Below are 24,964 nucleotides of genomic sequence, written 5' to 3'. Positions count from 1 at the left end.
ATGAAATTTCCAAAATTCAAAGCTGCTGCCGTTCAAACCTCTCCTGTTTTTTTAAACGTTGATAAAACAATTGAAAAAGCGATTTCTTTCATCAAAGAAGCCAGTTCAAACGGAGCTCAATTAATTGCATTTCCGGAAGTTTTCGTTGCCGGATATCCGTATTGGAACTGGATTATGACACCCGTGCAAGGCAGTAAATGGTATGAACAATTATATAAAAATTCAGTCGCTGTAACGGATGAGTCGATGAAACCCTTATTCAAAGCTGCAAAAGATTTCAATATGCACGTGGTCATCGGAATTAATGAACGTGGTGATAGTTATGGCGAAATTTACAACTCTAATCTCATCATCGATAATAATGGAAATCTCATCGGAAAACACCGGAAGTTAGTCCCAACTTGGGCAGAAAAACTAACGTGGTCAAGCGGTGACGGTTCGACTTTAAAAGTTTATAAAACCGAAATTGGTCCAATCGGAACATTAGCCTGTGGTGAAAACACCAATACATTAGCTCGATTTACGTTATTATCACAAGGCGAATTAATTCATATTGCCAATTACATTTCGCTTCCTGTTGCTCCACCTGATTACAATATGGCGGAAGCGATTAAAATCCGTGCTGCTGCTCATTCCTTTGAAGGGAAATTATTCACCGTTGTTTCGTGTTCCACGATTTCAAAAGAAATTATGGCTGTTTTAAAACCCGATGTTCCTAATATTGAAGAGTTATTAACTCGAAAAAGTTCCGCTTTCTCAGGAATTATTGGTCCAAACGGAGCTGTTGTTGGCGAACCTTTGATTGATGACGAAGGAATTGTGTATGCCGACATCGATTTGGAAAAATGCATTCAACCGAAACAAATGCACGATATTCTCGGACATTATAATCGCTTTGATATTTTTGATCTCCGCGTGAACACCGCTCCCACCCGAAAAATTACGTTTATAGATAACCACGAAGATTTTAATAAATAATATAGTATGAAAAACAAATTAGTTTTACTGACTTTTTTACTCACATTTACGTTGGGTTTTTCGCAAAATTGTGATTGTTTAGCTAATCTATTATGGGCAAAAAAAACATTTGAAGAAAACGATGCCGGTTATGCTTTTGTATTAGAAAAAAAAGGAAAGGATCAATATGAATTGCATAACAAGAATTTTATTGATAAAGCCAAAGAAACTAACGAATTAAATAAGTGTACTGAATTAATTTACGAATGGATGACATTTTTTAGAAAAGGTCACATAGGCATTCGTATTACAAATAATGAAACTACAAATGCTGTTCAAGATAAAAAAACTTCCGATGAGGAAATCATTGAACGATTTAAAAATTGGGAAACGTATCCTTACAACGAGAGAGAATTTGCTAAATATCTCTCAAAAATTAATAAACCAACATTCGAAGGCATTTGGGTTTCTGAACCTTATACGATTGGAGTAATCAAAAAAAATAATGAATATATCGGTTTTATAATCAAAGCCGACGGTGTTTATTGGAGAGAAAAACAGGTTAAATTTAAAATCTATGAAGAAGGTAACAAACTACGAAGTGATTTTTATTACCGTGATCATTCAAAAGTGGAAAGTGATAAAGTAGAATTAATTGGAAACACTCATCTTCAAATTGGAAGTATTTATTTGAAACGAAAAAGTCCGGAATTCAAAGAAGATAAATACATTGAACAGTTTTTTGCCTCGTTAAAAAGCAACACTCCTTTCTTAAATCAATTGGATGACAACACGTTGTATTTTAGAATTCCTGATTTCGACCATTCGCAGAAAAAATTAATTGATAGCGTAATTACAGCAAATCACGAAAAAATAATTAAAACAAAAAATTTAATTGTTGATGTCCGCAACAATGGTGGCGGAAGCGATGTAAGTTATCGAAATATAATTCCGTATTTATACACAAATCCAATTCGAATTGTTAGTGTGGAATTGTATTCAACAACGCTCAATAACGACCGTATGAAAAAGTTTATGAATGATCCGGACTGGCCGGAACAAGACAAAAAATGGGCTGCTGATGCTTATGAAAAGTTAAATAAACACCTTGGTAAATTTGTAAATTTAGATGAAAATCCTGTTACTATTCAGACGCTTGATACTATCTATGAATTCCCAAAGAATATTGGCATCATCATTAATGAAGGTAACGGAAGTACGACGGAACAATTTCTTTTAGCCGCTAAACAAAGTAAAAAAATTAAGCTGTTTGGAACGACTACTATGGGTGTTTTAGATATTTCAAATATGAACTTTGTTCCTTCTCCGTGTAACGAATTTCAACTAGGCTATTGTCTTTCCAAAAGTTTACGAATACCGGATATGTCAATTGATGACAAAGGAATTCAACCGGATTATTATCTTGATAAAGGAATTCCAAATTATAATTGGATTGATCAGGTACAAATGACATTGAACCATTAACCTTCTAGAATTGAATTGTTTACATTTTTTAAATCTAACTTATTCAATGGTTTAGACTTAAGATTTAATTGATCAAATACTTTAAAAACATCATTTTTACATAATCATAAAAATTTTAACAAAAGTTAAATAAAAAGTAGTACTTTTATACGCCTTTAATCACTTATCACTCCGCCATTTAGGATTATTACTGAGATTATTCACTTATAAGTTATTTTCTTTATGGAAGGAAAAATAAAAATTCTTATTGTGGAAGACGAGATGATTATAGGTGCCAACATTGCACTGCAATTAACTAGTCTTGGCTATGATGTATTGGGAATTATTCCTCGTGCCGAAGAAGTTTTACCAAAAATTCGTCAAACCTTACCGGATATTTTACTGCTTGACATTTATCTAAAAGGTGATTTAGACGGAATTGAATTGGCTCACTTCATTCAAAAAGAATTCAAAATCCCGATTATTTATTTGACTGCCAATGCGGATGATAAGCATTTTAACAGAGCAAAAACAACAAATCCGTACGCTTTTATCTCCAAACCTTTCAAAAAATTAGATTTACAACACGCTATTGAATTGACGATTCTTCGCATTCAAGAAGAAAAAAAGTTAGAAGTTACTGACTTAGATACTTTTGTTATGAGTGATTCGATTTTTGTTCGAAGCCACGATAAAATGATCAAAATTAATATCAACGACATTCTGTATATTGAAGCCGAACGTAATTACTGCAAAATTCATTGCAAAGAAAAAGAACACCTCATTGTCAGCACATTAAAAGATTTAGAAGAAAAGTTAAACGTTAAAAACCTGATGCGAATTCATCGCTCTTTTATCATCAATATGCATCACATCGACGAAATTGCAACCAGTCATTTGGTGATTGCTAAAAAAGCCATTCCTGTAAGTCCGGAACTAAAAAAACAACTGTTGCTTCACATACAAAAAGTATAATTTTATCTGATGACTATGAAATTAAAACTACTTATTTTGCTTTTGTTTCCTTTTATTATTCATAGTCAACAAGCTACTTTAGCTGAATTAGAACTGAAACTAAATTCCGAAAAAAATCAAACCAAAAAATTAGAAATCATTTCCGAAATGGTCAGTACTGTTTTTGAAAATGATATGAAACAAGCATTGGAATTTGCCAAAAAAGGTGTCAAACTGGCTGATCAAGTAAACGATAAAAACTGGCAACCTAAATTTTATGAAATGGAAGGCAGAATGCACGCTAACTTACTTCAGTTAGACTCAGCAAATCTATTTTTGATAAGGCAATGAAAGGATATAAAGCCATTGATGATGTAAGAGGACAAGCTTCAACTTCGTTTAAATTGGCTTGGGTTCTAAAGAAAAAAGGTGAATATGAAAAAGCGATGCAAAAAAATATTTATGCTTTAAAATTAATGGAAAGCATCGATGATAAAGCCGGAATTTGTGATGCAATGACTCGAATTTCGTGGGATTTAACCAAGCAAAACCGATTAAAAGAAGCCTTAGATTATGCTGAAAAAGCAATCGAAATGGCAGAAAAAAATAACTTGACTTCTGAATTCTTTTACGTTTATAATAATGCAGGAGACGTTGCTATTGCTATGGGAAAAAATCAACTATCATTAGACTATTTTAATAAAGCAGCCGCCATCGTTGAAGAAAAAAATTTTGGATTAATCAGTCGAGTTGATATTGGCAATAGTCAAGGAAATGCACTCAAAAAATTAGGTAGATATGATGAAGCCATTCGTTTTTATACTAATTGTTTAAAAATGGCCAAAGAAGCCAATTATCAAAACGGAATCAACACGGTAACTGCCAATTTAGGGGAAATAAATTTGTTAAAAGGAAATTATAAAGAAGCTCTTCCCTATCAACTGGAAACCGTTCGATTGCAGGAAACGAATAATGATATTGCGAATCTAATTGAAAATTATCACCACGTCAGTACAATTTATCAGAAACTAAATGACTTTGAATCCGCTTTAAATTACAAACAAAAAGCTTATAACTTACGTGATAGCATCGGTTCTATTGAAAGTGATGCAAAAATGTCGGAACTGCTAACCAAATACGAAACAGAGAAAAAAGAAGAAACTATCGCTTTTCAGGAGGCTAAAATATCCCAACAAAAGTTAGTTCAATATTTGGGAATTATTGTCGTTGGTTTGCTTGTAGGATTATTGATTTTTGGCTTCATCAGCTATCGAAACCGAAGCAAAAGCAATCGTTTGTTAGCTCAGAAAAATGCTGAAAACGAATTATTGATGAAAGAAATTCATCATCGAGTGAAAAATAATTTGGAAATAGTTTCCAGCTTACTTGCTTTACAATCGGCTCAAATTGATGATTCAAAAACAAAAGAAGCGATGACAGAAGGACAAAATCGGGTAAATTCGATTAGCATTGTTCATCAAAAACTCTATCAAGGAACGAATTTAGGTTCCATTGAGATGAAAGATTATTTTTTAAACCTCAGTCAAAGCATTCTCGACAGTTTTGGTGCAGAAGAAAAAGTCAAACTGAATTTAGCTATGGAAAAACTCGATTTAGACATCGATACAGCCGTTCCATTAGGATTGATAATCAATGAATTACTGACAAATACCATAAAATATGCTTTCCCTGAAGGCGATAAAGGAACGATTACTATCAAATTAGAAAAACAAAATGACCAACATCTTCATTTGGTTGTCACCGATGATGGCATCGGAAAATCCGGAATTACACACGGAACCGGTTTCGGAACTCAGTTGGTTTCCTTACTCACTCAACAATTAAACGGCACAATGAAAGAAGAATCAGAAAACGGAACAACCCATATTTTTGATTTTAAACTGCGAAAAGCGGCTTAATCATCAAATTGACTCATTGCCACATTGACCAATTGACACATTAAAACTCCTCCGATAAGCAAATCTGCCTTTTCGGACATTTTTTACTCCACTTCGTCCTAAACCCATTTCATTTTCAGTTAATTACATTTTACTTAGTACCGGATTTATATCCAATTCAACTAATCTTAAAAATCAATTAAACATGAAAAATTTAAAAATTACCCTCGTAGTAATGATGGCGATTGTGTTGTTACCTTTTCTTGCAGAGGCACAAGCACAAACGGAAAGTAAAATTTTGTCACTTACTGAAATCACAATTAAACAAGGTCATCGAGCCCAGTTTTTGGAAGCAGTAAAACAATGGAAAGAATGTTATATTGAAAAAAATGGTGCCGATAAATGGGGTTTTTGGCAGCAATTTCAAGGTAGTGGAAATGTATATGTATTGTCCGGCTACAACAACACTTTTGCAGAATTAGATGCGGATGATGCAGCAGGAAAAGCCTGTCGTGACATTGTGAGAGACTTTATTATGCCTCACGTAGAAAAAACCAACTACACTATTTCTAAAACAATTCCGGAAGTAAGTAACTCAACAAATAAAGAGGGTTCAGTTATTTATGTAAACTTTTATAGAGTTAAAAACGGTATTGCATTTTTTGATTTAATAAAAGAAAGAGCGGCAATTGTGAAAGAAATTGAAGGTCAGCCACGTGCCTATTGGTATTCATCTGTTGGTGGAAGTGCTGATAGTGCCGATTATTTTTCTGTGACAACTTTTAAAGATTTTGCAGAAATGGATGTGAAAAAAGAAGGTGTTTGGAAAATGATTGAACGAGTAAAAGGCAAAAAGAAATCAGATCAATTGCTTAGCTCAGGTGTCAGTCTAATTGAAAATTCTTGGTCATACATTTATGTTTATAACGAAGAACTGAGTAGAAATTAAATAATCAACTATAATTCAATTTAATATGAAAAATTCAATTATCATTCTTGTACTATTATTTTCGATAATAAGCTGTCAGAAAACAGAAACCCGTTACACCCAACAATCTCCGGAAATCGATTCGTTTAAAAAATCAATCGAAGCCTATGAAAAAGCAGATTGGGCAACAATGAAATCATTTTATGCAGATTCTGCAAAAATTGAACACAATGTCACAAAAGACAAAGCAGTTAGTGTAGATAAATTAATCGAAATAAGTAAAGAAGACGCAACACTTTTTTCAAATATAGATTTTATTGACTCCGAATCAGAATATGAAATGGTAGTTACCGATGACGGCGAAACTTGGGTTAATTTTTGGGGTGATTGGAAGGGTACATTAAAAGCTACTGGTGAAGAATACATCCTGCCTTGTGCCATCACTGCTCAGTTTGTAAACGGTAAAATTGTTCGCGAAGTAGGCTTTTGGAATACCGCCAAAATTGCCTTGGATTTACAAAAACTTTCTGCCGCCTCAACCGTGGTTGATAGTACTACAACAAGATAATTATTAATTCAAAACCTGCAAGGAACTCAAAAGCTTTGCAGGTTTCTTTAAAAAGAATAAAAATGAAAAAAGCAGGTATAATTGGTGGTTCCGGTTTCATAGGAAGCTATATCACCAAACAATTTTTAGACAATGGTTTTGAAGTAAAAGTTTCCACGACCGATATTTCAAAAGAAGAAAAATACCGTCATTTGATGAATCTGAAAAACGCCGATCATTTATACATTGAAGAATTAAATGTTGAAGATAAAGCACAATTGAAAGATTTTGTAAGTGAATGTGATATTGTTATTCACAGCGGAACACCTTTTCAACTAACCATTACCGATCCCGAAAAAGAACTCTTCACTCCTACTATCAAAGGCACAGAAAACTTTTTGGAAGTCATTAAAGCTACGCCAAGCGTAAAAAAAGTTGTTCTTCTTGCTTCTGTCGCGGCTTGGAATACCAATTTCCCGATGCCTGCAGATGGCAAAAATTTTACCGATACGTTTGATGAAAATGACAAAAGATTTACCAGCGAAATGAGTCATCCCTATTGTCAAGCGAAATTCATCGCCAATCAAGTGGTTGACCAATTTATAAAAGACAATCCTAACCTTTCGTTCGAAATTAGTTCTGTTTCACCCGTTATGGTGATGGGAAAATCAATGTCGGATAGAGAAGATTCTACTTCAACCGGAATGCAATTTTTAATCAAAAATAAAATCGCACCCGATGAATTTGTTCAATCTTTATTTGATAATGATGTGCCTTTTGCCATTGTGGATGTGAAAGACGTGGCACTGGCTACTTTTAAAGCAGCAACGACAAACAATTTACACGGAAAAGATTATCTGTTAACCAGTGAAACCTACAAAGTATCTGATATTCACGAAATGTTGAATGACAGAAAACCTAAATCATCAGCTGAAATTATTTATAAAAATGATTTGGCTAAAAAAGAGTTAAATATGTCGTTCATACCCGTTTTGGAAACGTTAACACAGTAAAATTGAGATGAAGTTTTTATTCGAAAATAATCATATATTCCTCAAAAAATGGTTTTTCATAGTATTTGTACTAATTTTTCAATTGTCGAATAGCTCCGTATTTGCTCAGAAAAGTGAAATAGAAAAAGAAATTTGGCAGCTGGAAAATCGCTATTGGAATTACCTTGAAAGAAACGATTCAACTTCCTATAAAAAACTTTGGATTCATAGTCAAGTCAATTACCAATCGGATGAAATGAATCTATCCGAAGTAAAAAAATGTTCCTATTGGATGAATGAAATCAATGAAGATAGTGGTTTGGAATTCAGTTGCACTTTACACAAAAAAGCAATTGAAATAACTGAAAACGCAATTACAATTCACTATGATGTTGATAAATTTTGGACAGATAAACAGCATAATATCCACAAAAGTGAAACATTCAGTTTTTCACATACGTGGATTAAATTCGAAAATTCGTGGTTATTATCTGATGGAATCGCAATTAAAAATTAGTCATTCAAAGTAATACATTGCCAATTTCACCCTTGAAAAATTCAAAGAATAATTGTAAATTTACCGTTTTATACTTTGAAAATTCAACATGGACGCAAAACATTCGGACGAAGTTTACGGAAGAGCAAGAGTTCAAGAATCAGATGAACTAAAAGCTTACTACAAAGAATTAGAGAATCTTGGAGCTGGTGCTTTATGGACGGTTGCTAATGCTATCGAACCTTGGGAACCTCGCTCCTCTTCTATTCCGATGCTTTGGAAATATGATGATTTGAGAGAATTAGTCCTTAAATCGTCAGAACTCGTAACTCCTGAACAAGCCGGTCGTCGTGTTGTCTATTTGGTCAACGATAAACGAAAAGACGTTTCGGCAGCTGTAGGTTGGTTATATACCGGTATTCAGGTAACTCGTCCGGGCGAATTTACGTCTGCTCATCGCCATCGTGCTTCAGCCCTTCGTTTTATTATGGAAGGCGAAAAAGGGTACACTGTTGTGGATGGAAATAAGATTATGCTTGAAGTCAATGATTTCGTCATCACACCCAATTCTACTTGGCATGAACACGGTGTGGAAGAAGGCGGAAAAACCTGCATTTGGCAAGATGGTCTCGATATTCCTTTAATTAATGCGTTAGAAGCGAACGATTATGCCGTTTTGGATGGCAAACAAGAATTAGCAGCTCCTTTAAATTACTCACCCATTTCCTATGGTTGTGCCGGATTAATTCCAGCTGATAAAACGTGGGACAAACCATATTCTCCACTTTTCAAATATTCTTGGTCGAATGTTTATCCGGCTTTGCTAGAAACGCAAAAAGTGAGTGAAGCAAATCCTTTTGACGGGATTTTTATGAATTATACCAATCCGCTCACTGGTGGTCATGTTATGCAAACGATGGGTGCTTCAATTCAATTATTGCCTGCCGGTTTCAATGGTAAAGCTCATAAACATACAGGATCTTTTGTGTATCAATGTGCTAAAGGTAAAGGCTATTCTATTATAAACGGTCAGCGTTTTGACTGGAAAGAGCGAGATATTTTCTGCGTTCCATCTTGGGCTTGGCACGAACATCATAATCTTTCCGATTCGGAAGATGCTTGTTTATTTGCATTTAATGATTTACCGGTCATTGAAAAATTGGGATTATATCAAGAAAAAATATATTCAGAAAATAATGGTTTTCAATCTTATAACTAAAATTAATTAAATGATAAGATTAAATATATTGATTCTGTTTCTATTTGTTTCAAGTTTAATATTTTCTCAAAAATTAGCATTTGATCAAGGAAAAATCAATCAAAAGAATTACTACGAAGAAATCAGTTTTGAATTGGTAAATGATAAAATCATGCTTCCGGTAGTCATCAATAACAAAACCTTTACATTTTTATTGGATACCGGTGCTCCTAATTTAATTTCAAAACGAGTTTTAGAAGAAATTAATGTCCAAAACACAAAAAAAATAAACGTTTCCGATGCCAACAATCAAAGTGATGAAATGGAAATGGTTGCTATCGAATCAATGAAACTGGGTAATCTTTCGTTTGAAAACAATGTGGCTTTGGTGAGTGATTTGGATAATCATTTTATATTGAAATGTTTTAAAATGGATGGTTTTATTGGTAGTAATTTATTGCGTAATTCAGTAATAAAAATCAGTTTAAAAGATAAAAGAATTATTATTACAGATGATATTAAAAATCTTAAAACTAAATCGAAACCATCTAAATTGAAATTATTTGGAGAACAAAAATCGCCCTACGTAAAAATTAATTTTTCAAAAGATGGTAAGAAAGATGTTACCGAAGAAGTATTAATTGATACAGGAATGGATGGTTTTTATGAAATGTCAAATAGAGCTTTCGGTATTCTTTCTACAGAAAATGTATGGGAAGAATTATCAAGAAGTACCGGTTCAAGTAGCATTGGGCTTTTTGGAACAGCTCCGTTAAAAGAACAAGTTTTACTCAAAGCTCCTTTTTTTGAAATAAATAACACCAGGTTCGAAAATTTAATTACGAACACCACAGATGATAATAATTCCAGACTTGGTTTAGATTTATTAAAGCATGGTGATATTATCATCGACTTTAAAAAGAAGAAATTCTATTTTGAAGCTGTTGAAAATATCGTTTTAGATAAAAAACCGCCTATTTACAGTGCTACAATTATTGATCATAAATATTCAGTTGGATTTGTTTGGGATGTTACTTTAAGAGATAAAATGAATTATGGAGATGAAATCATCCGAGTGGATTCGTTTGTAATTGAAGAAATGGACTTTTGCGATATTGTTAAAATAAAAAACTTCAGAAAAGATAATCAAGCATACGAAATTGAAGTAAAATCGAAAGATAAAACAGAAACAAACATACTACTTATAGAACAGTAAAGACGTTGCAATGCAACGTCTCTATTCGATACAAAAACAAAAAAACAAAAATGAAACTACTCACCTACAAAACAAAAGACACAGAACCCCGCCTAGGCTTTCTTCACAACAACCTAATCATTGATATGGAAGATTTTGGAGAAATATCCAATTTTCCATTACCAATTGATATGTTAGATTTAATTGATTTAGGATTTGAAATCATCGAAGAAATCACAGAAATGATAAAAGAAACCCGTGAAATCGACTTCGAACAAATTGGTTATACCTTTGATGAAGTAGAAATTTTGGCACCCATTCAACGTCCACGAAAAAACATTATCGGAATTGGTTTAAACTACACCGAACACGTAGCAGAAAGTGCTCGAACACTTGATACTACCGGAAAATTACCTCAAAAACCAATCATCTTTTCTAAACCACCAACAGCTGTTACCGGTCCAAATACCGAAATTATATTAAACACAAAACTGACCCAACAATTAGACTGGGAAGTCGAATTGGCTGTCGTTATTGGCGAATATGGAAAATATGTTCCGAAAGAAAATGCGTTAGATTATGTATTTGGTTATACGGTTATAAATGATATTTCTGCGAGAGATTGCCGTCGCGAAGGTCAATGGATTGTTTCCAAAGGACAAGATACTTTTGCACCGATGGGGCCTTATTTGGTTACAAAAGATGAAATTTCAGATCCTCATAATTTGAATTTATCTTTGAAAGTAAATGGCGTTGAAAAACAAAATTCTAACACTAAATACTTACTATTCAACATCAATGCGTTGATTGAAGATTTAAGTACCGTTTTCACTTTAGAACCCGGCGATATCATCGCAACAGGAACACCTTCTGGAGTTGGAGCCGGTCGTAATCCGCAAGAATGGATGTGGGATGGCGATGTTGTGGAAGCCACTGTGGAGGGAATTGGAACGATTGTTAATACTGTAAAAGAAATTTAGTATTCTGTTATTTATATTAACTTGAAACTTTAAACCTGAAACTTTTTTAAAATGAAATACAGAATAGGCCAAATCGTCCCTTCCTCCAACGTAACAATGGAAACCGAAATCCCAGCTATTTTCAGAGCAAGGGAAACTATTTTACCAGAACGTTTTACCTTTCATTCCAGTCGCATGCGAATGAAAAAGGTAACAAAGGAAGAACTCGAAGCAATGGATGCGATGAGTCTAAAATGTGCACAAGAATTATCTGATGCCCACGTTGATGTGATGGGCTATGCTTGTTTAGTGGCCATTATGAGTATGGGTCGTGGTTATCATTGTGTTTCCGAAGTAAATTTGCATCAGGAAACAGTAGCAAACGACTTCCCTACTCCAATTGTAACTTCTGCCGGAGCATTGATTAATGGTTTGAAAGTTTTGGGTGCCAAACAAATTTCGATTATAACCCCATATATGCGTCCGCTCACGGATATGGTTGTAGATTATATCGAACACCAAGGTATTAAAGTGAAAGAAAGCATCGCTCTTGAAATTCCTGATAATTTAGAAGTAGCGGCTCAAAATCCTATGAATTTATTGGAAATATACAAACAATTGGATTTAGCTGACGTTGATGTTTTAGTTGTTTCAGCCTGTGTACAAATGCCTTCGTTAGAAGCTATTGATTCAATTCAGGTAGAATGCGGAATCCCGGTGACTTCCGCTGCAGTTTGTACGACTTATGAAATGATGAAAAAGTTAGGAATAGAAGCTAAATCAAGTATTGGTGGCGAATTGTTGAGTGGAAAATATTGAAAAAGTTCATAACATACAAAATCAAATTTTTCTTGTTTTTGTTGATGGGAATTATGCTGCTGAAATGGTTTGGAATATATTTTGCTTTATCAATTCCAATTCTCGCTTTTGTATTTATAACAATCGTGAAAATTAAAAATCACAATTAATTTCTACTTTTTTAATACGATGTTAGCTGTTTCAGCTGCAATGCCAATAGTTACAATTGAACCACTATTAAATTTTAGAAAATCAGATTCAATTCCATCACTAAAAATAATTCCGCCAGTCGGCATTAAGGATTCGATAGTCAAATGATTTTGACCTTTAATTATTCCGGTCGTAATTCCGGTTTGCGTTCTAATACTTTGAAACGGTTCTCGAACAGCAAATAACAATTCATTATCCTTCAGTTTGGGTTTTTTTGGTTTAAGATTTTTTTCAAACATTCCTGCTACACCATACGCCATATTAAAAACAGAGCTCAACCATCCTGTAGAACCTGCCGGTGTTGAAACAATTAATCCGCTGGAGGAATGTTCTTCGCTTAATTTATTAAAGGCAATTTTATAACGAGCAGAAACATGAGAAGAAGCTCCAATAAACAGATCATTAAATGCTAAAAGTCGTTGTCCGTCATTCAACTTTGCTTCTGCAAATCGCATAGTTTTTGATTGGAATTGTTTCGAAATAACTTGTTCAACACCAACCAAAAAATCAGAAGTATCAAACGGTAACAATACACCATCATATCTTTCTTTATCAGGATTTACGGCTACTATCGGACATCCTTTAGAATATTTAGCTGTGTTTGCAACCAACCCATCTTGGCCAATTACAATAATCAAATTCTTTTCAGAAAATAAAAATGATGGAAGATATAATCGTTCAATAGTTTTGTTTTTTACAACTTTTGAAAGCTGAGTTTGCAATTCAACCAACGCATGATGAAAAGTTTCATGTTCACGAACATAGTCATCAAAATTTCCACCTAGACTTTCGATATAAAACTTGGCTTGAGCCTTTGTGTTAAATCGTTCAATTAAGGCCTCAAGTCGAGTTTTATTCTTGACAATTATAGCGTATTCGATACTCATTTTTTAATTTCTCGCTTATCACTTAAAATAGATTCTAGAAGTTCCGGGCTAATATTTAAATTCCCAATTTTATCAGCATTTTCGGCAAGTTGTCTGAAAGCGAGAGCAATATTAAATTTCGGATCCGGGTTATTATTCAAAGCTGTTAAAATCTTCCAGTCAATATCTTTATAAGGTTTTAAAGTCGTTTCAATTACAAAACCTTGCGTTTCAGCTTCTTTTTTATCGTTGGCCGTTTGTTGCTCGATTAATAATTTTCGTTGATTTTCAACAGCAATATCTGCTTCGAGTTTCATTTCACGGAGTTTTCTGTCGTTATCTGCTTTTTGAACATCCGACTCCATTTTCTTTTCAGCAATTTGCTTTTGCTTTTCTTCCACAGCAATTTCGGTATTCAATTCGGTTTCTCTAATTCTTCGCTCCTGCTCTACAGCAAAATTTCTGCGTTCATAAATGGCTTGGTCGGCTTCTTGTTGCAACTGTTCACGGGTTTCAGTTTCCAATGCTCTCGCCATTTCAGGTGTAGCTTGAATGGCTAAAATATTGGCTCCTAAAATTTCAATTCCAAGCATAGTAATTGCCGGTGATACTTTTAAACCTTCCAAAATTCTATCCTCAATCGTTTTGGCAGATCGAATGGCATCTTTCAATTTAATTTCATGAATATAAGAGGAAGTCGCGGTTTGTGCTTCGTTAATAATTCGCTGATTCAATTTCTCAATATCATTTTTTTTATATTGTCCGATATCAGTAACGGTAAAATCAAGAACATCGGCCAATGTTTTCGGATTGCTTATTTTATAACTAATTTGACCTTGAATCGTCACTGTTTGATAGTCATTCGTCGATTCATTAAAAATAAACGGCAAATCATTACTTCCCATCGGAATCGCAACAATGGAACTATTAGGAGCAAAATAGAAAAAAGAAAGACCTCTACCTTCTCTCGAAATCTTTCCATTCGAGAATTGAAGAACGTAAGTCATTGAATCAAATTTGATGTGTTTTATACCGAACATAGGTTTGTGGTTTTTATCGAAATCAAAGCTATACAAATTAATGTAAGAATCAAAAAAGAATAGTAAATGAATTTTCAGTAAAAAATGTTAGAAATTAACAAACAAAAAAAATGCTTCATTTATTAAATTCAATAAATATTTTAGATATTTACTATTTTAAAAATATCGCTATAATCTTATAATTATATGAATAAACATCTCAAGTACATTGACGGAAATTCAGATAAATTTTGGCAAATTGAAGTTAAAGGAAATCAATATACTGTTACCTACGGCAAAAATGGAACTTCAGGTGTATCACAAATCAAATCATTTGAGAGTGATGAACTTTGTCTTAAAATAGCCGAAAAACTTGTAAATGAAAAACTTAAGAAAGGATATTCAGAAACAGGAGAAGTTGCTATTAAAGATAAAATTGATGCTAAAACCGGAAAAGTAACAAATATAAGTGCCATTCTGGAAGAATATGACGACATTATTAAACGTAAGGATGTAACTCTTTTACTTCCTTTTTTGATTAAATATACAAAAGGAAATTTAGAACCAATTCGTAAACACATCAAAAAAAATAAACGATATTGGATGACCTATGTTGATTTGAACCTTGAACCCGGTGCGAAATTTAAGAGGAATGAATGGCGTTGGGGAATTAGAGGTGATGAAAAGATTACAGAAATAATCTCTCTTAGTGCAATGGCCACGTTTGACAAAACAGATATAATTTCATTTGAAGAGGTGTTTTCTGTTTTGGAAAAAGCAAATGAACCACACATTTTAGAAATTCTTCAATGGGCAAAACCTACATGGATAGAGTTTTTTCTGTTGGATAGGTTCAGAAAAAATGATTGGATTAGTTTTGATTATAACTCTTTACGTTTTCTTGAAGAAAATGATTTTTTATCCTATAATCCTGAACTTTTTACACTTTGTTTATCACGATTTAATAGTTGGCACGGAAAAGTTAAACCGCGGGAATTTATTTTGTTTCTCGTAAATGATAAAACTGCCTACGAAAGGGATGTTCCTCAATTGTATAATTATGAAACTAACATTCAAAATAGTACATTTAGAGAAAATGAAACGGCAAGTTACAGAGAATTCAATACTTGGTCAATTTTATTTTTGCAACTATTAGAAGAAAATAAGTTAGATAAAAAAACATTTATTGAAAATGCAATTCTTATTCAAACCAAAGATTGGAACAATAATCTGAAACTGTTTTTTAGAAAGCTATTAACAGACATAAATCCATCATCAGATGAATTAATTCCTTTTCAAGAATATATATTTACATTTTTTCATAATTCTAATCCAACTATTGTTAATTACGGGGCAGAGTTAATCAAGAAATTGTTTGACCATCCAAAATTTAAAACAAAAATCTATTTGGAATGGTTAGAAAGTTTGATGATGCGAAATGATTGTAAAAACGCCATCAAATCAAGCTTAATGGTGTTAGAAAAATTAAGTAAATCCAATGCTAAATTAAACAAACAAATTGCTTCTTTAATAGTGGACATCTATGTGATTCCGGATTTGAACTTACAAGAAAGAACAACGAAATTACTCATAAAAATTGGCAATGAAAAAGATAAAACACTCACCGAAAAATTAGAATCTTATTCTTCTTATTTACAAGGAAGTATTAAACCACTTTTGAGTAAATTCTTAAGCGAAGAGATAATTCTTGAAAACGAAACCTTCTCTGCCGCGTATCAATATCATCCGCAAAGAGAAAATTATCTTGTTGAAGAAGTTGAATTACCAAAAGATTGGAACGATATTCTTATGCAAATTGGACGTTTTATTTCTTCAGATGATGTCATTGATTCAGAAATTATCTTAAATATCTTCATTACGCAAAGAGATTTATTTCCAGATGATTATAGTAAGCAATTGCAACCTTATTTAAAACAATTGGATAAAACTTATTTTAATAGTGTTTTGAAAAATTATGTCAAAAATTTACTTATAAATAAAATCCCAAACAAAAATCTTGTATATAAAATTGAAGACAAAGAATATATTTCGCTTACAACTTTAAAATTAATTAAACCATTAATCGAAATTACGTTACAAAAGAATAATAAAAACTCAACGTTACCTTTACTTTCGTTACCAACCCACAAGCCGCATTGGATTGAACCAAAAACACTTTTGAACAGATTAATTCAATACGAATCTGCTAATGAAAATATTGACATGGTTGATTTAAGTATTGCCATTAGCAGAATGCCACGTGAAAATGTGGAAAAGGCAATTCCTTTATTAGATAAATTAAATCCTGAAATGAAGGAATTAATGGCGTATTGTTTAGGTACTTCAAATGAACTTAAAATCAATAACAATTCGACTTCACTATTATCAAAACTTTTTCAAAAAGCAACCGGAAATTCGCAAAACGCAGAAAAATTAGCACTTTGGGCTGTGGCTGCACGAACTTTTTATCCAAATGATACTTTTAATGATTTTGAAAAAACCGAACTCAAGGAAATTCCTTTTGTAACAGCTCCTTTTGTCCCAAAAATTGAATTTAAAGAGAAATGGAATGAGTGGAAAAATTATCAAACAAAGGAATTGGAACGTTCGCCATCTTGGACGGAGTTACGATACAACCTTCCAGTTGAAAAATCGGTTCCTAGAAATTTTATTTATAATTTAGATTTGCATCCCAAAAAAGAAAGATATACTTGGCATTCTGAATATGTTTTGAATTCCGACGAAAACACATATTACTGGAATAGCCTAATGCCCCAAAATAACGAACCATTGGCTTGTCTTTTGCTGAAAAAAAACTGCAAAACTGCCGATGGAACAAACAATGAGTTAAAAGGTTTTTTAAATGTAATAAACCAGAATGGATTTCAATTTACTGATACCTCCTTACTCGTTTTTGCTTGTTGTTTTTTTCAAGAAAAAAAAGAAGTTAGGTTATTGGCTTCTGAGGTTTTAATTAATTTAGTAGAAAAACAAGCAATTGACATACATACTTTTTCTGAAAAAATAGCCTTATTAGTTTCAAATAAATATGGTGTTTTACTGCGAATGGTTGACGGAGTTATAGCGTTAAAAGATACTTCGCCTCAACATAATGCCGCTTTATTTTTAGTATTAGATGGGATTTTTAAACGATTCGTTATCAAAGATAAATTGCCTACAAACTTTAAAAAAATGGTTGAAAATTATGTGGATGTTACGCTAAAAACAAATAGTAAGCCTTCTTCTGAAAGTATCGCTTTTTTTGAAAAACACAAAGAGAACAATTCATTAAAACAATTAATCAAACAACTACCAATCTCTTAGCTATGAATGATTTACAATATAAATATCAAAGTATTTCTACTCTCAATAAAACCAAAGGAATTAATAATTTGGTAATGGCTCATCAATCAGAAATTGAAGAAGTAAATACAATTCCATGCTTTTTTTGGGGTAGTTTAACAGAACCCTATATTACTGCCAAATGTTGGAGCACCATTGCAAAAGTGGTTCGATCCAGTTTTGGTCCGATTCCGCCAAGTCTTCGCGATCCAATTGTGTCTGCCGGTGCAGAACGACTTCGGTTTGAAGGTTTCTCATCCTGCAATGGCGTTTATGTTCGCTTAGACATGAAACCGGAAGCAATTGATGGAGAATTCATTGCATCAGGAACGACCAATGTTGATTTTAATGAACCTATGCTGAATGCTTTAAATGCAATACAAAAAAATGAAAAGGTAACGCTTGCTGTAGGTCAACACGACGTTCAAGTGATAACCACCAAAACGAAAGTAGTAGAAAAAAAAATTACACTTCCAACCCGCTGGATAAAAGGATTAACGAGTGTTCAACTCTATTTAGCTGATATGGAATTGAAATTTGAATTGTCTAAAATACAAACCATTCAACTTTTTCAAAACCTTCCTAAAGGAAATGTAAAAGGAGAATTCTATATTACTAAAAGAGCCGATAAATTTATGTTTTCAACTTTATCAACGATAGATAGTACCAGAATTGGCGGAATTCATAGACTTCGACTATTGGAAGGAATTCTACCGATTGTTGAGAAAATTATGATTTATGAATCTATGGATAAGGAAACTTGTGCAGTGGTTGCAGAATTTGGAAAAATGCAATTACTTATGGCCTTTTCTCCTGATGCTTACCGTGGTTTTTCAGGAGAAGGAAAAGCATTGGAAAACATGTCTGAAAATTTACCCGTCGAGTGGATTTATGGTTTAAATAGTCTATTAAAATCAAATGAATCTTTTGACCCTACCCTACTTTCATTAGAAAATGATATCGATTTTAAAACAATGGAGAATTTGACAGCCAGTCTATCATCAATGGGATTATTGGGATATGATATTACACAAAGAAATCACTTTTATAGACGATTACCATTTAAAACAGAAAGAATTCTAAGTCTTAATCCACGTTTAAAAAACGCAAAAAAATTAATTGATAATGATGACATCCAAATAGTAACAAAACGACACAATTACATCGAAGCCAATGTAAAAGGAACTGGTGTAACACATCGGGTTATTTTAGATGGCAATAACCAACATTGCACCTGCGATTGGTTTACAACCTATCAAGGAAAAAGAGGTATTTGTAAACATATTTTGGGTGTAAAAATGATAGGGGAATAGTTTATCACTCTTCCCCTAAACACCAATGCAAAATCTTAGCAATATTCTTAGCATCATCTACTCCTCGGTGATGTGTACCTTCTAATGGAAGATTCAATAGTGCTAAAGCTCCGTTCATGCCAACTTTCTTATGCATACCACGGACTTCACTAAACAATTCTTTCACATTGATGTGATGGCTGCCTAGCGGGTAATGCACATTTCTGAGTTTGCATTGTTTTTTAAGCATATTCAAATCATACTGACCATAGCTAGCCCATGTGTATTGGTCTGGTTGATAGTCACGTTCAAGCATCTCGATAGCTTCTTCAAAACTCACACCCTCCCTATCCAATAGTTCTTGTGTGATGGTAGTTAATTCCGTGCAAAATGGACTCACTACCGAACGTTCGGGTTGGATTAATATGCCTTTGTTTTTGGAAATCATTCCGGTTTTTGTATTTAATTCACAAATACCGATTTCTATGATTTCATTCACTTGCCCTTTCGGAATTTCTCCGTTCCAGCAAGTGGCTTCTAAATCGATTACGATTATTTTTTCTGTTGTTTTCATTTTGTTTTTTGAGGCTCAAAGCCTTCGTGATTTTTAATTATTAATTTGTGAATTCAGTGTTGAATTCTATTCTGAATTTTTAATCCAAAACTCCATTTTGCTTTTAATTACAGCTTGCAGCAAAAGCAAATATTTTGATAACTAATATAGCTATTTTCAAAAAATCCATAAAATCTATGTTGTTATTATTATCTTCCATCTTTTCTTGGTTTTAAAGAAACCCCGAAAAAATGTTTTCAGGGTTTCGGTTATTTTACAAAAATGTCTTTTAATTGTCCAATGATGTTTCCGCTTCCGGATACGGTGATCTCACCAATTTTATCGGCAATTTTCTCTACGTATTCCATCTCTTTCAATTTCCACAACATTTCATTATCCTCCATTAATTTGGCGGTGTTCAACAAGCTTCTCATGGCAGCTGTTTCTTCTCTTCGCATGATGCTGTTGGCTTGGGCTTTCTTTTCGGCCACCAACACTTGGTTCATGATTTCTTTCATATCACCCGGCAAGATAATATCTCTAATTCCGGCATCACTGATTTTCAATCCTAACGCATCGCTTTTCAAGTCGGTTTGCTCTAAAATATCTTGAGCAATCGTATCTTTTCTGCTCAACAATTCATCTAAAGTAAAACTTCCTACAAAAGCTCGTAACGCTAACTGCATCAATACATACAATTGTTTTTCAAAATCTTTGTTTTCAACCAACGCTCTTGTAATGTTGACCACTTGGTATCTCACAAAAAAGTTAATTCTCAAGGCTGCTTTGTCTTTGGTTAACAATTCTTGACCGGAAATTTCCATTTGTTGCATTCTGACATCAGCGGTTTTCACCTCAACAGAAATTGTGTTATTCCAGAAATAATATGTTCCTGCTTGTAACTCTTTTACAAAAGTTCCGTTTACAAACAATAAACCTTTTTCATAGTTCATCACTTGAAATATTTTGATATAAGCTCTCAACTTACTGTTTTCCAAAAGTGCTTGATTCACAGCTTCTGTGATTTCAACTTTAGACAAATCCACTTTAATGAAACTATTTTCTTTATAACCTTTCCAGAAAGCATATCTTCCGGTGGTCAAGACTTCGCTAAAAATACCGTTGACAAAGTACAAGGCAATTTCAGCATCGCCTACTTCAACAATTTCTAACAAAGAAGCTAAGGTTTCATTTTGCAATAAAATGGCTAATTCAATTGGTGCTACGAAAGATTGTTTCATTTCATACACCATAATTTCTCTTTTGCCCAAAATCCAGAATTCGCCTTCTTGCAACACTCTTTCTAATTTTCTGTTTCTAAATACCAATCCTACTTGATAGGCATTAATTGTAATTTTTCTAATCATTTTATTTCGTTTTTTGTTTGTTTATTTATAAAAAACCATTGATCTATGTCCTCAAAAAAAGGACGGAATAAAGGAGGTTTACGTAAGTATTTGATTGGTTTCTATCTTATTTTCTAAAAGAAATCACTTCTTTCAGGCAAAGCAAAAAGCAAAAAAACAGTTGCGAGAACGTCGTCTTCATTCAGGTCTTTTTTGGAGTGTGATTGGTTTACGAATAAACCCATCACCAACAAAGACCAACAGTTTTACTTTTCATTCTTTTGGTGAGTGAATGAAACTCGGTGAACAGTTTTCAAGACTGCTGGGTGACATCCTCTGTCAAACACAATTAAATGTTGTGTGTAGGATTCGAACCTACGTAACCAAAACTAATGCTCTAACCAACTGAGCTATCCGCCTAGGCGGAATGGGAGTCGAACCCACGACCGTTAGTGGCGATGATTTTTTGGCAAACCACCGAAACCTCCAACTCAAGTTGCACAGTACAACATCATTCGCCAAAGCGAAACGAATACTGCAATGGTGCTATACAGAAACACGCAACAGGACTTGGTTAGTATTTTACTTCCATTTGTCATTTCGACGTGAGACCTGTCCGCCGTGGCGGAAGAAATCTAATAATCTTTATATTCAAAGAACTTGTTTGTTAAACAAAGATTTCTAAATAACTACGCAATTATTCTGCGTAGAATAAAATTTGTCTGGGAAGCAATCCCGATAGCCATCGGGAGAACCTGCGACCTCCTGCGTCCAAGGCGGGTAAACAACCACTGTTATCTTCCCAGTTTTGCGGCTTATACGAGAATCGAACTCGTGGTGCCCGAGAGACAGTCGGGCATCCCGATAATTATCGGGACCAATAAGCCGGTTCCTTTCTACAGAACTATTTGCGATTTTGACAGGACTTGAACCTGTAACCTTTTGATTAACAATCAACCGCTCTACCATTGAGCTACAAAATCATTATTCTCTTTTCTTTATAAAATCCGTTACAATCCATGTTTGGCAAAGCCAATCCGTTTCATCCGCATTCTATTTTTTCGCCACGGATTACACTGATTTTAAATGATTTAAATTGATTGCATTATTCTAATTTTTAAAATCTGTATTCAAATTATTAGACATAAAAAAAGCACCTCATCAAAGGTGCTTCGTATCATTACATTGGAATACTATTATTCCAACTGCCTGCTCTCTTGCACCTGTTTATTATCAAATCCGAACTCAAAACTTGAGTTATGATCTTTGTTACTATCTATTTTATTTGAATAACGCATATTCTATTTTTTATAAAAATTATTTATTTTCTAATTATTGGTAAAAGGATTAATTTTCTAATTGACATATTGACAAATTATCGAATTGCCCCATCAAAAATTCCTCCGCAAAGATAAAGTCAAAAAAAACTAACTTCCAAATAAAAAATTGATTTATTTTACTGATTATCAATTACTTAAATCTATTTTTACACAATAAAAATCCTGTCCGTATTGCTACAGATTCGATGAAATTGTCAAATGACTGTCTCTCATTTGGTTACTTTTCAAGGTTATGATTCAATCATTTGGTTACTTGTGAAACATTTTTTTAAATTATTTTTCATTTTTTTCATTTTCAATCGGTATTAAAACAAAAAAACGCCCTTTTTGCAAAGGACGTTTGTGTATATTTAGCTGTTTTTATGTCAAAATCAATTCAATTTTTCTTCAAAACAAACCCCACGTCCCATAAATTTACCCGGATTTTTCCCGAATAAACGATCACTTTCTATCGAAAGGATACTGTTTCTATGTTGGTTTGTGTTTTTCATGATGGGGCAAATGTAGAAAAAAAAGATGGAATAAAACAAATGGGCTGGTTTGAGTGACTTAATTTTTTGTGATTGACAGATGATTATAATTGTCATCCTTCGCCAAACGTCAACAAATTACTGTCGGGATCCAAAAGTGAAAACTCTCGTTGCCCCCAAGGCTTTTTTTCTAGTAAACCATTCGGATGAATTCTCACTTTATTGTCTAATAGGGTTTGATAAAAATTATCAATTTGATTCACACGTAGGTAAACCTGGCCATAATTTTGTTCAGGATCGAGGTCTGCAAACAGAAAAAAATGAATTTGAATGCTATCTTTTTCAACCATCAAATACTCGGGATAATCGTGACTTCCGAAGATTTTGAAACCTAACTTTTCAGTATAATACCGTATGGTGATAGTTTTATCCCGCATTGGTAATTTTGGGTGGATTGCTGTGAGCATGTTAGTTATTGTATTTATTATATATTCGAAAATACAAAAAACTAAATAAAATAACCTCCTTTTAAATTTACATCTTTTGTCATGATATGAAATCACATATCTCTAATTAATTCAATATCTTGCATTAAAATTGAAAAGAATAATTTCAATAATAACGAATGAAAATGCAGTTGTAAAGTGATTTTATAATGTAAGTTAACAACCATAACCCATCAAAAATTCAACTATGAAAAAACTCATTTACTTCTTCTTGCTCTTCAATTCTCTACTATCCTTTGCTCAAGACCGTGGTTTTTATTCGATTAATGATATGAATTCAGAAGAACCAAGATTTAGTTTTGGCTTACAAAAACAACGAACTGCATCGATTAGTCTAGGCGACATTAATAAGGATGGAAAGATGGATGCCGTTGTGGCAAATGGACGACATTGGCCTGAAACAAATTACATATTCTATAATTCCGGTAAAGGTTTTAATTCGATGAAGCCTTTGGATAACCTCAGCTCAACCAGTTATGCTGCGGAATTAGTGGACTTAAATAACGACGGACATTTAGACATTTTAGAAATAAACGATAACGCACCGCATAAAATTTACCTCAACGATGGTTCGGGAAATTTCACATTTCATTCTGAAGTTGGCGAAGTTTCTAATGCTCGAAACGTGGCATTGGGCGACCTTGACAATAACGGATTCATCGATTTTATCATCACTAATAGAAGTCAGCAGAACATGATTTGCTACAACAATGGAAAACTGGATTTTGATTGCGTAAAATTGCAAACCACAAAAAACTCAACCATTGACATTGCCATACACGATTTAAATGGTGATGGTCTCCCCGATTTGGTTCTGGCCAACAGAGATACTATTCCGAATGAAATTTACCTCAACAAAGGCAAACGCCAATTTGAAAAAAAACTTGATTTTGGCACCGGAACATTTGAAACCCGTTCGGTTGCCATTGCCGACATGAATAACGACGGCATGTTGGATATTGTTACCGGAAATATTAATGGAGCCAATATAATTTACTTTGGAAATAAGAATTTCACCTTCAGCGAAACACGCTCATTTGGTCGAGACGATACGGACACCTACAGCATTGCCCTAGCCGATTTTAATAAAGACGGTTTTATAGATATCGTGACCGGCAATTACGGAAAACCAAATACCGTTTTTATGAATCGTGATGGAACTAATTTTGAAGAAATCAATCTAACCGAAAGAGCCTCCCTCACCTATGGTGTAACCGTTGGCGATTTAAATGGCGACGGCTGGCTAGACATTGTTATCGCCAATTCTGATGATTTTAATGTTTATTATTTGAATGTTTTTTTTAGGGAGAAGTAGGTTTGTTTGAAAGATTGATTGTATTGGCAATACTTTACTTTTTACTTGTTTATAGTTCAGCTCTGAAATTTAATAACCCCTAACCAAACCAACACAATATAAACCAAACACATCACCGCCATGAAACGAGTGAGATAATGAACTATCGTAAAATACCAAGGAGCTTTCTCCACCAAACCCGGATTGATTTTGGTTAATCGCTTTTTGAAAATGGATGTACCAATAGGAGCTACATACCAAAATAAGGCAAAGCCGATGAGGAAAAATAAAGTGAATTGGAGTTTTTGGAGTATCATTAATTTATAAGTTGTATAATTCC

22 protein-coding genes and 2 tRNA genes are annotated in these 24,964 nt (G+C 33.5%); 16 read left to right on the top strand and 8 right to left on the bottom strand.

The features are described 5' to 3' along the window. From M0M57_RS13580 to M0M57_RS13520, 13 genes are all read left to right on the top strand, one after another. Positions 1 to 978 carry a carbon-nitrogen hydrolase family protein gene (locus M0M57_RS13580; protein WP_248433579.1) on the top strand — a complete coding sequence of 326 codons (978 nt, stop codon included), beginning with the start codon at positions 1 to 3 and terminating at the stop codon, positions 976 to 978. Between the two features lie 6 nt (positions 979 to 984). Further along, positions 985 to 2,442: a S41 family peptidase gene (locus tag M0M57_RS13575; protein ID WP_248433578.1), complete on the top strand. Its 1,458-nt coding sequence runs from the start codon at positions 985 to 987 to the stop codon at positions 2,440 to 2,442. A gap of 222 nt (positions 2,443 to 2,664) precedes the next feature. Further along, entirely contained in the window at positions 2,665 to 3,396 is a 732-nt protein-coding gene (locus M0M57_RS13570; RefSeq protein WP_248433577.1) for a LytR/AlgR family response regulator transcription factor, read from the top strand. A gap of 15 nt (positions 3,397 to 3,411) precedes the next feature. Beyond that, positions 3,412 to 3,726 (top strand): hypothetical protein, encoded by a 315-nt coding sequence (locus M0M57_RS13565; RefSeq protein WP_248433576.1) that lies wholly within the window; start codon positions 3,412 to 3,414, stop codon positions 3,724 to 3,726. Then, positions 3,723 to 5,294, top strand: a complete 1,572-nt coding sequence (locus M0M57_RS13560; RefSeq protein ID WP_248433575.1) for a tetratricopeptide repeat-containing sensor histidine kinase — start codon at positions 3,723 to 3,725, stop codon at positions 5,292 to 5,294. Before M0M57_RS13565 ends, M0M57_RS13560 begins: the two co-directional genes overlap by 4 nt. A gap of 184 nt (positions 5,295 to 5,478) precedes the next feature. Beyond that, positions 5,479 to 6,222: a hypothetical protein gene (locus tag M0M57_RS13555; RefSeq protein ID WP_248433574.1), complete on the top strand. Its 744-nt coding sequence runs from the start codon at positions 5,479 to 5,481 to the stop codon at positions 6,220 to 6,222. A gap of 25 nt (positions 6,223 to 6,247) precedes the next feature. Further along, positions 6,248 to 6,769 (top strand): nuclear transport factor 2 family protein, encoded by a 522-nt coding sequence (locus tag M0M57_RS13550; RefSeq protein ID WP_248433573.1) that lies wholly within the window; start codon positions 6,248 to 6,250, stop codon positions 6,767 to 6,769. 62 nt (positions 6,770 to 6,831) lie between these two features. Further along, positions 6,832 to 7,761 (top strand): NAD-dependent epimerase/dehydratase family protein, encoded by a 930-nt coding sequence (locus M0M57_RS13545; protein ID WP_248433572.1) that lies wholly within the window; start codon positions 6,832 to 6,834, stop codon positions 7,759 to 7,761. Positions 7,762 to 7,768: 7 nt separating this feature from the next. Further along, positions 7,769 to 8,257, top strand: a complete 489-nt coding sequence (locus M0M57_RS13540) for a hypothetical protein (protein ID WP_248433570.1) — start codon at positions 7,769 to 7,771, stop codon at positions 8,255 to 8,257. A gap of 88 nt (positions 8,258 to 8,345) precedes the next feature. Further along, positions 8,346 to 9,455, top strand: coding sequence for a cupin domain-containing protein (locus M0M57_RS13535; RefSeq protein WP_248433569.1), 1,110 nt, complete (start codon positions 8,346 to 8,348; stop codon positions 9,453 to 9,455). Between the two features lie 10 nt (positions 9,456 to 9,465). Continuing rightward, positions 9,466 to 10,650 (top strand): retropepsin-like aspartic protease, encoded by a 1,185-nt coding sequence (locus M0M57_RS13530; protein WP_248433568.1) that lies wholly within the window; start codon positions 9,466 to 9,468, stop codon positions 10,648 to 10,650. A gap of 50 nt (positions 10,651 to 10,700) precedes the next feature. Further along, entirely contained in the window at positions 10,701 to 11,609 is a 909-nt protein-coding gene (locus tag M0M57_RS13525; RefSeq protein WP_248433567.1) for a fumarylacetoacetate hydrolase family protein, read from the top strand. 51 nt (positions 11,610 to 11,660) lie between these two features. Beyond that, positions 11,661 to 12,407 (top strand): maleate cis-trans isomerase family protein, encoded by a 747-nt coding sequence (locus tag M0M57_RS13520; protein WP_326930580.1) that lies wholly within the window; start codon positions 11,661 to 11,663, stop codon positions 12,405 to 12,407. 152 nt (positions 12,408 to 12,559) lie between these two features. Here M0M57_RS13520 and M0M57_RS13515 read toward each other — a convergent pair whose 3' ends face one another. Then, positions 12,560 to 13,483: an NAD(+)/NADH kinase gene (locus tag M0M57_RS13515; protein WP_248433565.1), complete on the bottom strand. Its 924-nt coding sequence runs from the start codon at positions 13,481 to 13,483 to the stop codon at positions 12,560 to 12,562. Next, complete coding sequence (locus tag M0M57_RS13510; protein ID WP_248433563.1) at positions 13,480 to 14,469, bottom strand: SPFH domain-containing protein; 990 nt, start codon at positions 14,467 to 14,469, stop codon at positions 13,480 to 13,482. The genes M0M57_RS13515 and M0M57_RS13510 overlap by 4 nt, the downstream gene beginning before the upstream one ends. Positions 14,470 to 14,688: 219 nt before the next feature. Between M0M57_RS13510 and M0M57_RS13505 the strand changes: the two genes are divergently transcribed. Further along, positions 14,689 to 17,805 (top strand): DUF6493 family protein, encoded by a 3,117-nt coding sequence (locus M0M57_RS13505; protein WP_248433561.1) that lies wholly within the window; start codon positions 14,689 to 14,691, stop codon positions 17,803 to 17,805. A 2-nt stretch (positions 17,806 to 17,807) separates the two neighbouring features. Next, a complete protein-coding gene (locus M0M57_RS13500) occupies positions 17,808 to 19,136 on the top strand; it encodes an SWIM zinc finger family protein (RefSeq protein WP_248433560.1) in 1,329 nt (442 codons plus the stop codon). 4 nt (positions 19,137 to 19,140) lie between these two features. Here M0M57_RS13500 and M0M57_RS13495 read toward each other — a convergent pair whose 3' ends face one another. From M0M57_RS13495 to M0M57_RS13475, 5 genes are all read right to left on the bottom strand, one after another. Then, complete coding sequence (locus M0M57_RS13495) at positions 19,141 to 19,689, bottom strand: 3'-5' exonuclease (protein ID WP_248433559.1); 549 nt, start codon at positions 19,687 to 19,689, stop codon at positions 19,141 to 19,143. Between the two features lie 248 nt (positions 19,690 to 19,937). After that, entirely contained in the window at positions 19,938 to 21,035 is a 1,098-nt protein-coding gene (locus tag M0M57_RS13490; protein WP_248433558.1) for a slipin family protein, read from the bottom strand. A 340-nt stretch (positions 21,036 to 21,375) separates the two neighbouring features. Further along, positions 21,376 to 21,426, bottom strand: a tRNA-OTHER gene (locus M0M57_RS13485). A 499-nt stretch (positions 21,427 to 21,925) separates the two neighbouring features. Next, positions 21,926 to 21,997 (bottom strand) — tRNA-Asn (locus tag M0M57_RS13480). A 940-nt stretch (positions 21,998 to 22,937) separates the two neighbouring features. After that, positions 22,938 to 23,291, bottom strand: coding sequence for a bleomycin resistance protein (locus M0M57_RS13475; protein WP_248433557.1), 354 nt, complete (start codon positions 23,289 to 23,291; stop codon positions 22,938 to 22,940). Positions 23,292 to 23,517: 226 nt separating this feature from the next. Between M0M57_RS13475 and M0M57_RS13470 the strand changes: the two genes are divergently transcribed. Then, complete coding sequence (locus M0M57_RS13470; RefSeq protein ID WP_248433556.1) at positions 23,518 to 24,645, top strand: FG-GAP repeat domain-containing protein; 1,128 nt, start codon at positions 23,518 to 23,520, stop codon at positions 24,643 to 24,645. A gap of 56 nt (positions 24,646 to 24,701) precedes the next feature. Here M0M57_RS13470 and M0M57_RS13465 read toward each other — a convergent pair whose 3' ends face one another. Continuing rightward, the gene (locus M0M57_RS13465; protein WP_248433555.1) at positions 24,702 to 24,941 is read right to left on the bottom strand and encodes a hypothetical protein; all 240 of its coding nucleotides are present in this window, start codon (positions 24,939 to 24,941) and stop codon (positions 24,702 to 24,704) included. Positions 24,942 to 24,964: the final 23 nt, after the last annotated feature.

This window comes from Flavobacterium azooxidireducens (genome assembly GCF_023195775.1).
Taxonomy (GTDB): Bacteria; Bacteroidota; Bacteroidia; order Flavobacteriales; family Flavobacteriaceae; genus Flavobacterium; species Flavobacterium azooxidireducens.
This window is presented reverse-complemented; position numbering and strand designations above follow the sequence as displayed.

What these genes read in the sequence shown, in the direction of transcription:
- M0M57_RS13580 (WP_248433579.1), top strand. Translation starts at nt 1, where the DNA reads ATGAAATTTCCAAAATTCAAAGCTGCTGCCGTTCAAACCTCTCCTGTT.
- M0M57_RS13575 (WP_248433578.1), top strand. Translation starts at nt 985, where the DNA reads ATGAAAAACAAATTAGTTTTACTGACTTTTTTACTCACATTTACGTTG.
- M0M57_RS13570 (WP_248433577.1), top strand. Translation starts at nt 2,665, where the DNA reads ATGGAAGGAAAAATAAAAATTCTTATTGTGGAAGACGAGATGATTATA.
- M0M57_RS13565 (WP_248433576.1), top strand. Translation starts at nt 3,412, where the DNA reads ATGAAATTAAAACTACTTATTTTGCTTTTGTTTCCTTTTATTATTCAT.
- M0M57_RS13560 (WP_248433575.1), top strand. Translation starts at nt 3,723, where the DNA reads ATGAAAGGATATAAAGCCATTGATGATGTAAGAGGACAAGCTTCAACT.
- M0M57_RS13555 (WP_248433574.1), top strand. Translation starts at nt 5,479, where the DNA reads ATGAAAAATTTAAAAATTACCCTCGTAGTAATGATGGCGATTGTGTTG.
- M0M57_RS13550 (WP_248433573.1), top strand. Translation starts at nt 6,248, where the DNA reads ATGAAAAATTCAATTATCATTCTTGTACTATTATTTTCGATAATAAGC.
- M0M57_RS13545 (WP_248433572.1), top strand. Translation starts at nt 6,832, where the DNA reads ATGAAAAAAGCAGGTATAATTGGTGGTTCCGGTTTCATAGGAAGCTAT.
- M0M57_RS13540 (WP_248433570.1), top strand. Translation starts at nt 7,769, where the DNA reads ATGAAGTTTTTATTCGAAAATAATCATATATTCCTCAAAAAATGGTTT.
- M0M57_RS13535 (WP_248433569.1), top strand. Translation starts at nt 8,346, where the DNA reads ATGGACGCAAAACATTCGGACGAAGTTTACGGAAGAGCAAGAGTTCAA.
- M0M57_RS13530 (WP_248433568.1), top strand. Translation starts at nt 9,466, where the DNA reads ATGATAAGATTAAATATATTGATTCTGTTTCTATTTGTTTCAAGTTTA.
- M0M57_RS13525 (WP_248433567.1), top strand. Translation starts at nt 10,701, where the DNA reads ATGAAACTACTCACCTACAAAACAAAAGACACAGAACCCCGCCTAGGC.
- M0M57_RS13520 (WP_326930580.1), top strand. Translation starts at nt 11,661, where the DNA reads ATGAAATACAGAATAGGCCAAATCGTCCCTTCCTCCAACGTAACAATG.
- M0M57_RS13515 (WP_248433565.1), bottom strand. Translation starts at nt 13,483, where the DNA reads ATGAGTATCGAATACGCTATAATTGTCAAGAATAAAACTCGACTTGAG.
- M0M57_RS13510 (WP_248433563.1), bottom strand. Translation starts at nt 14,469, where the DNA reads ATGACTTACGTTCTTCAATTCTCGAATGGAAAGATTTCGAGAGAAGGT.
- M0M57_RS13505 (WP_248433561.1), top strand. Translation starts at nt 14,689, where the DNA reads ATGAATAAACATCTCAAGTACATTGACGGAAATTCAGATAAATTTTGG.
- M0M57_RS13500 (WP_248433560.1), top strand. Translation starts at nt 17,808, where the DNA reads ATGAATGATTTACAATATAAATATCAAAGTATTTCTACTCTCAATAAA.
- M0M57_RS13495 (WP_248433559.1), bottom strand. Translation starts at nt 19,689, where the DNA reads ATGAAAACAACAGAAAAAATAATCGTAATCGATTTAGAAGCCACTTGC.
- M0M57_RS13490 (WP_248433558.1), bottom strand. Translation starts at nt 21,035, where the DNA reads ATGATTAGAAAAATTACAATTAATGCCTATCAAGTAGGATTGGTATTT.
- M0M57_RS13475 (WP_248433557.1), bottom strand. Translation starts at nt 23,291, where the DNA reads ATGCTCACAGCAATCCACCCAAAATTACCAATGCGGGATAAAACTATC.
- M0M57_RS13470 (WP_248433556.1), top strand. Translation starts at nt 23,518, where the DNA reads ATGAAAAAACTCATTTACTTCTTCTTGCTCTTCAATTCTCTACTATCC.
- M0M57_RS13465 (WP_248433555.1), bottom strand. Translation starts at nt 24,941, where the DNA reads ATGATACTCCAAAAACTCCAATTCACTTTATTTTTCCTCATCGGCTTT.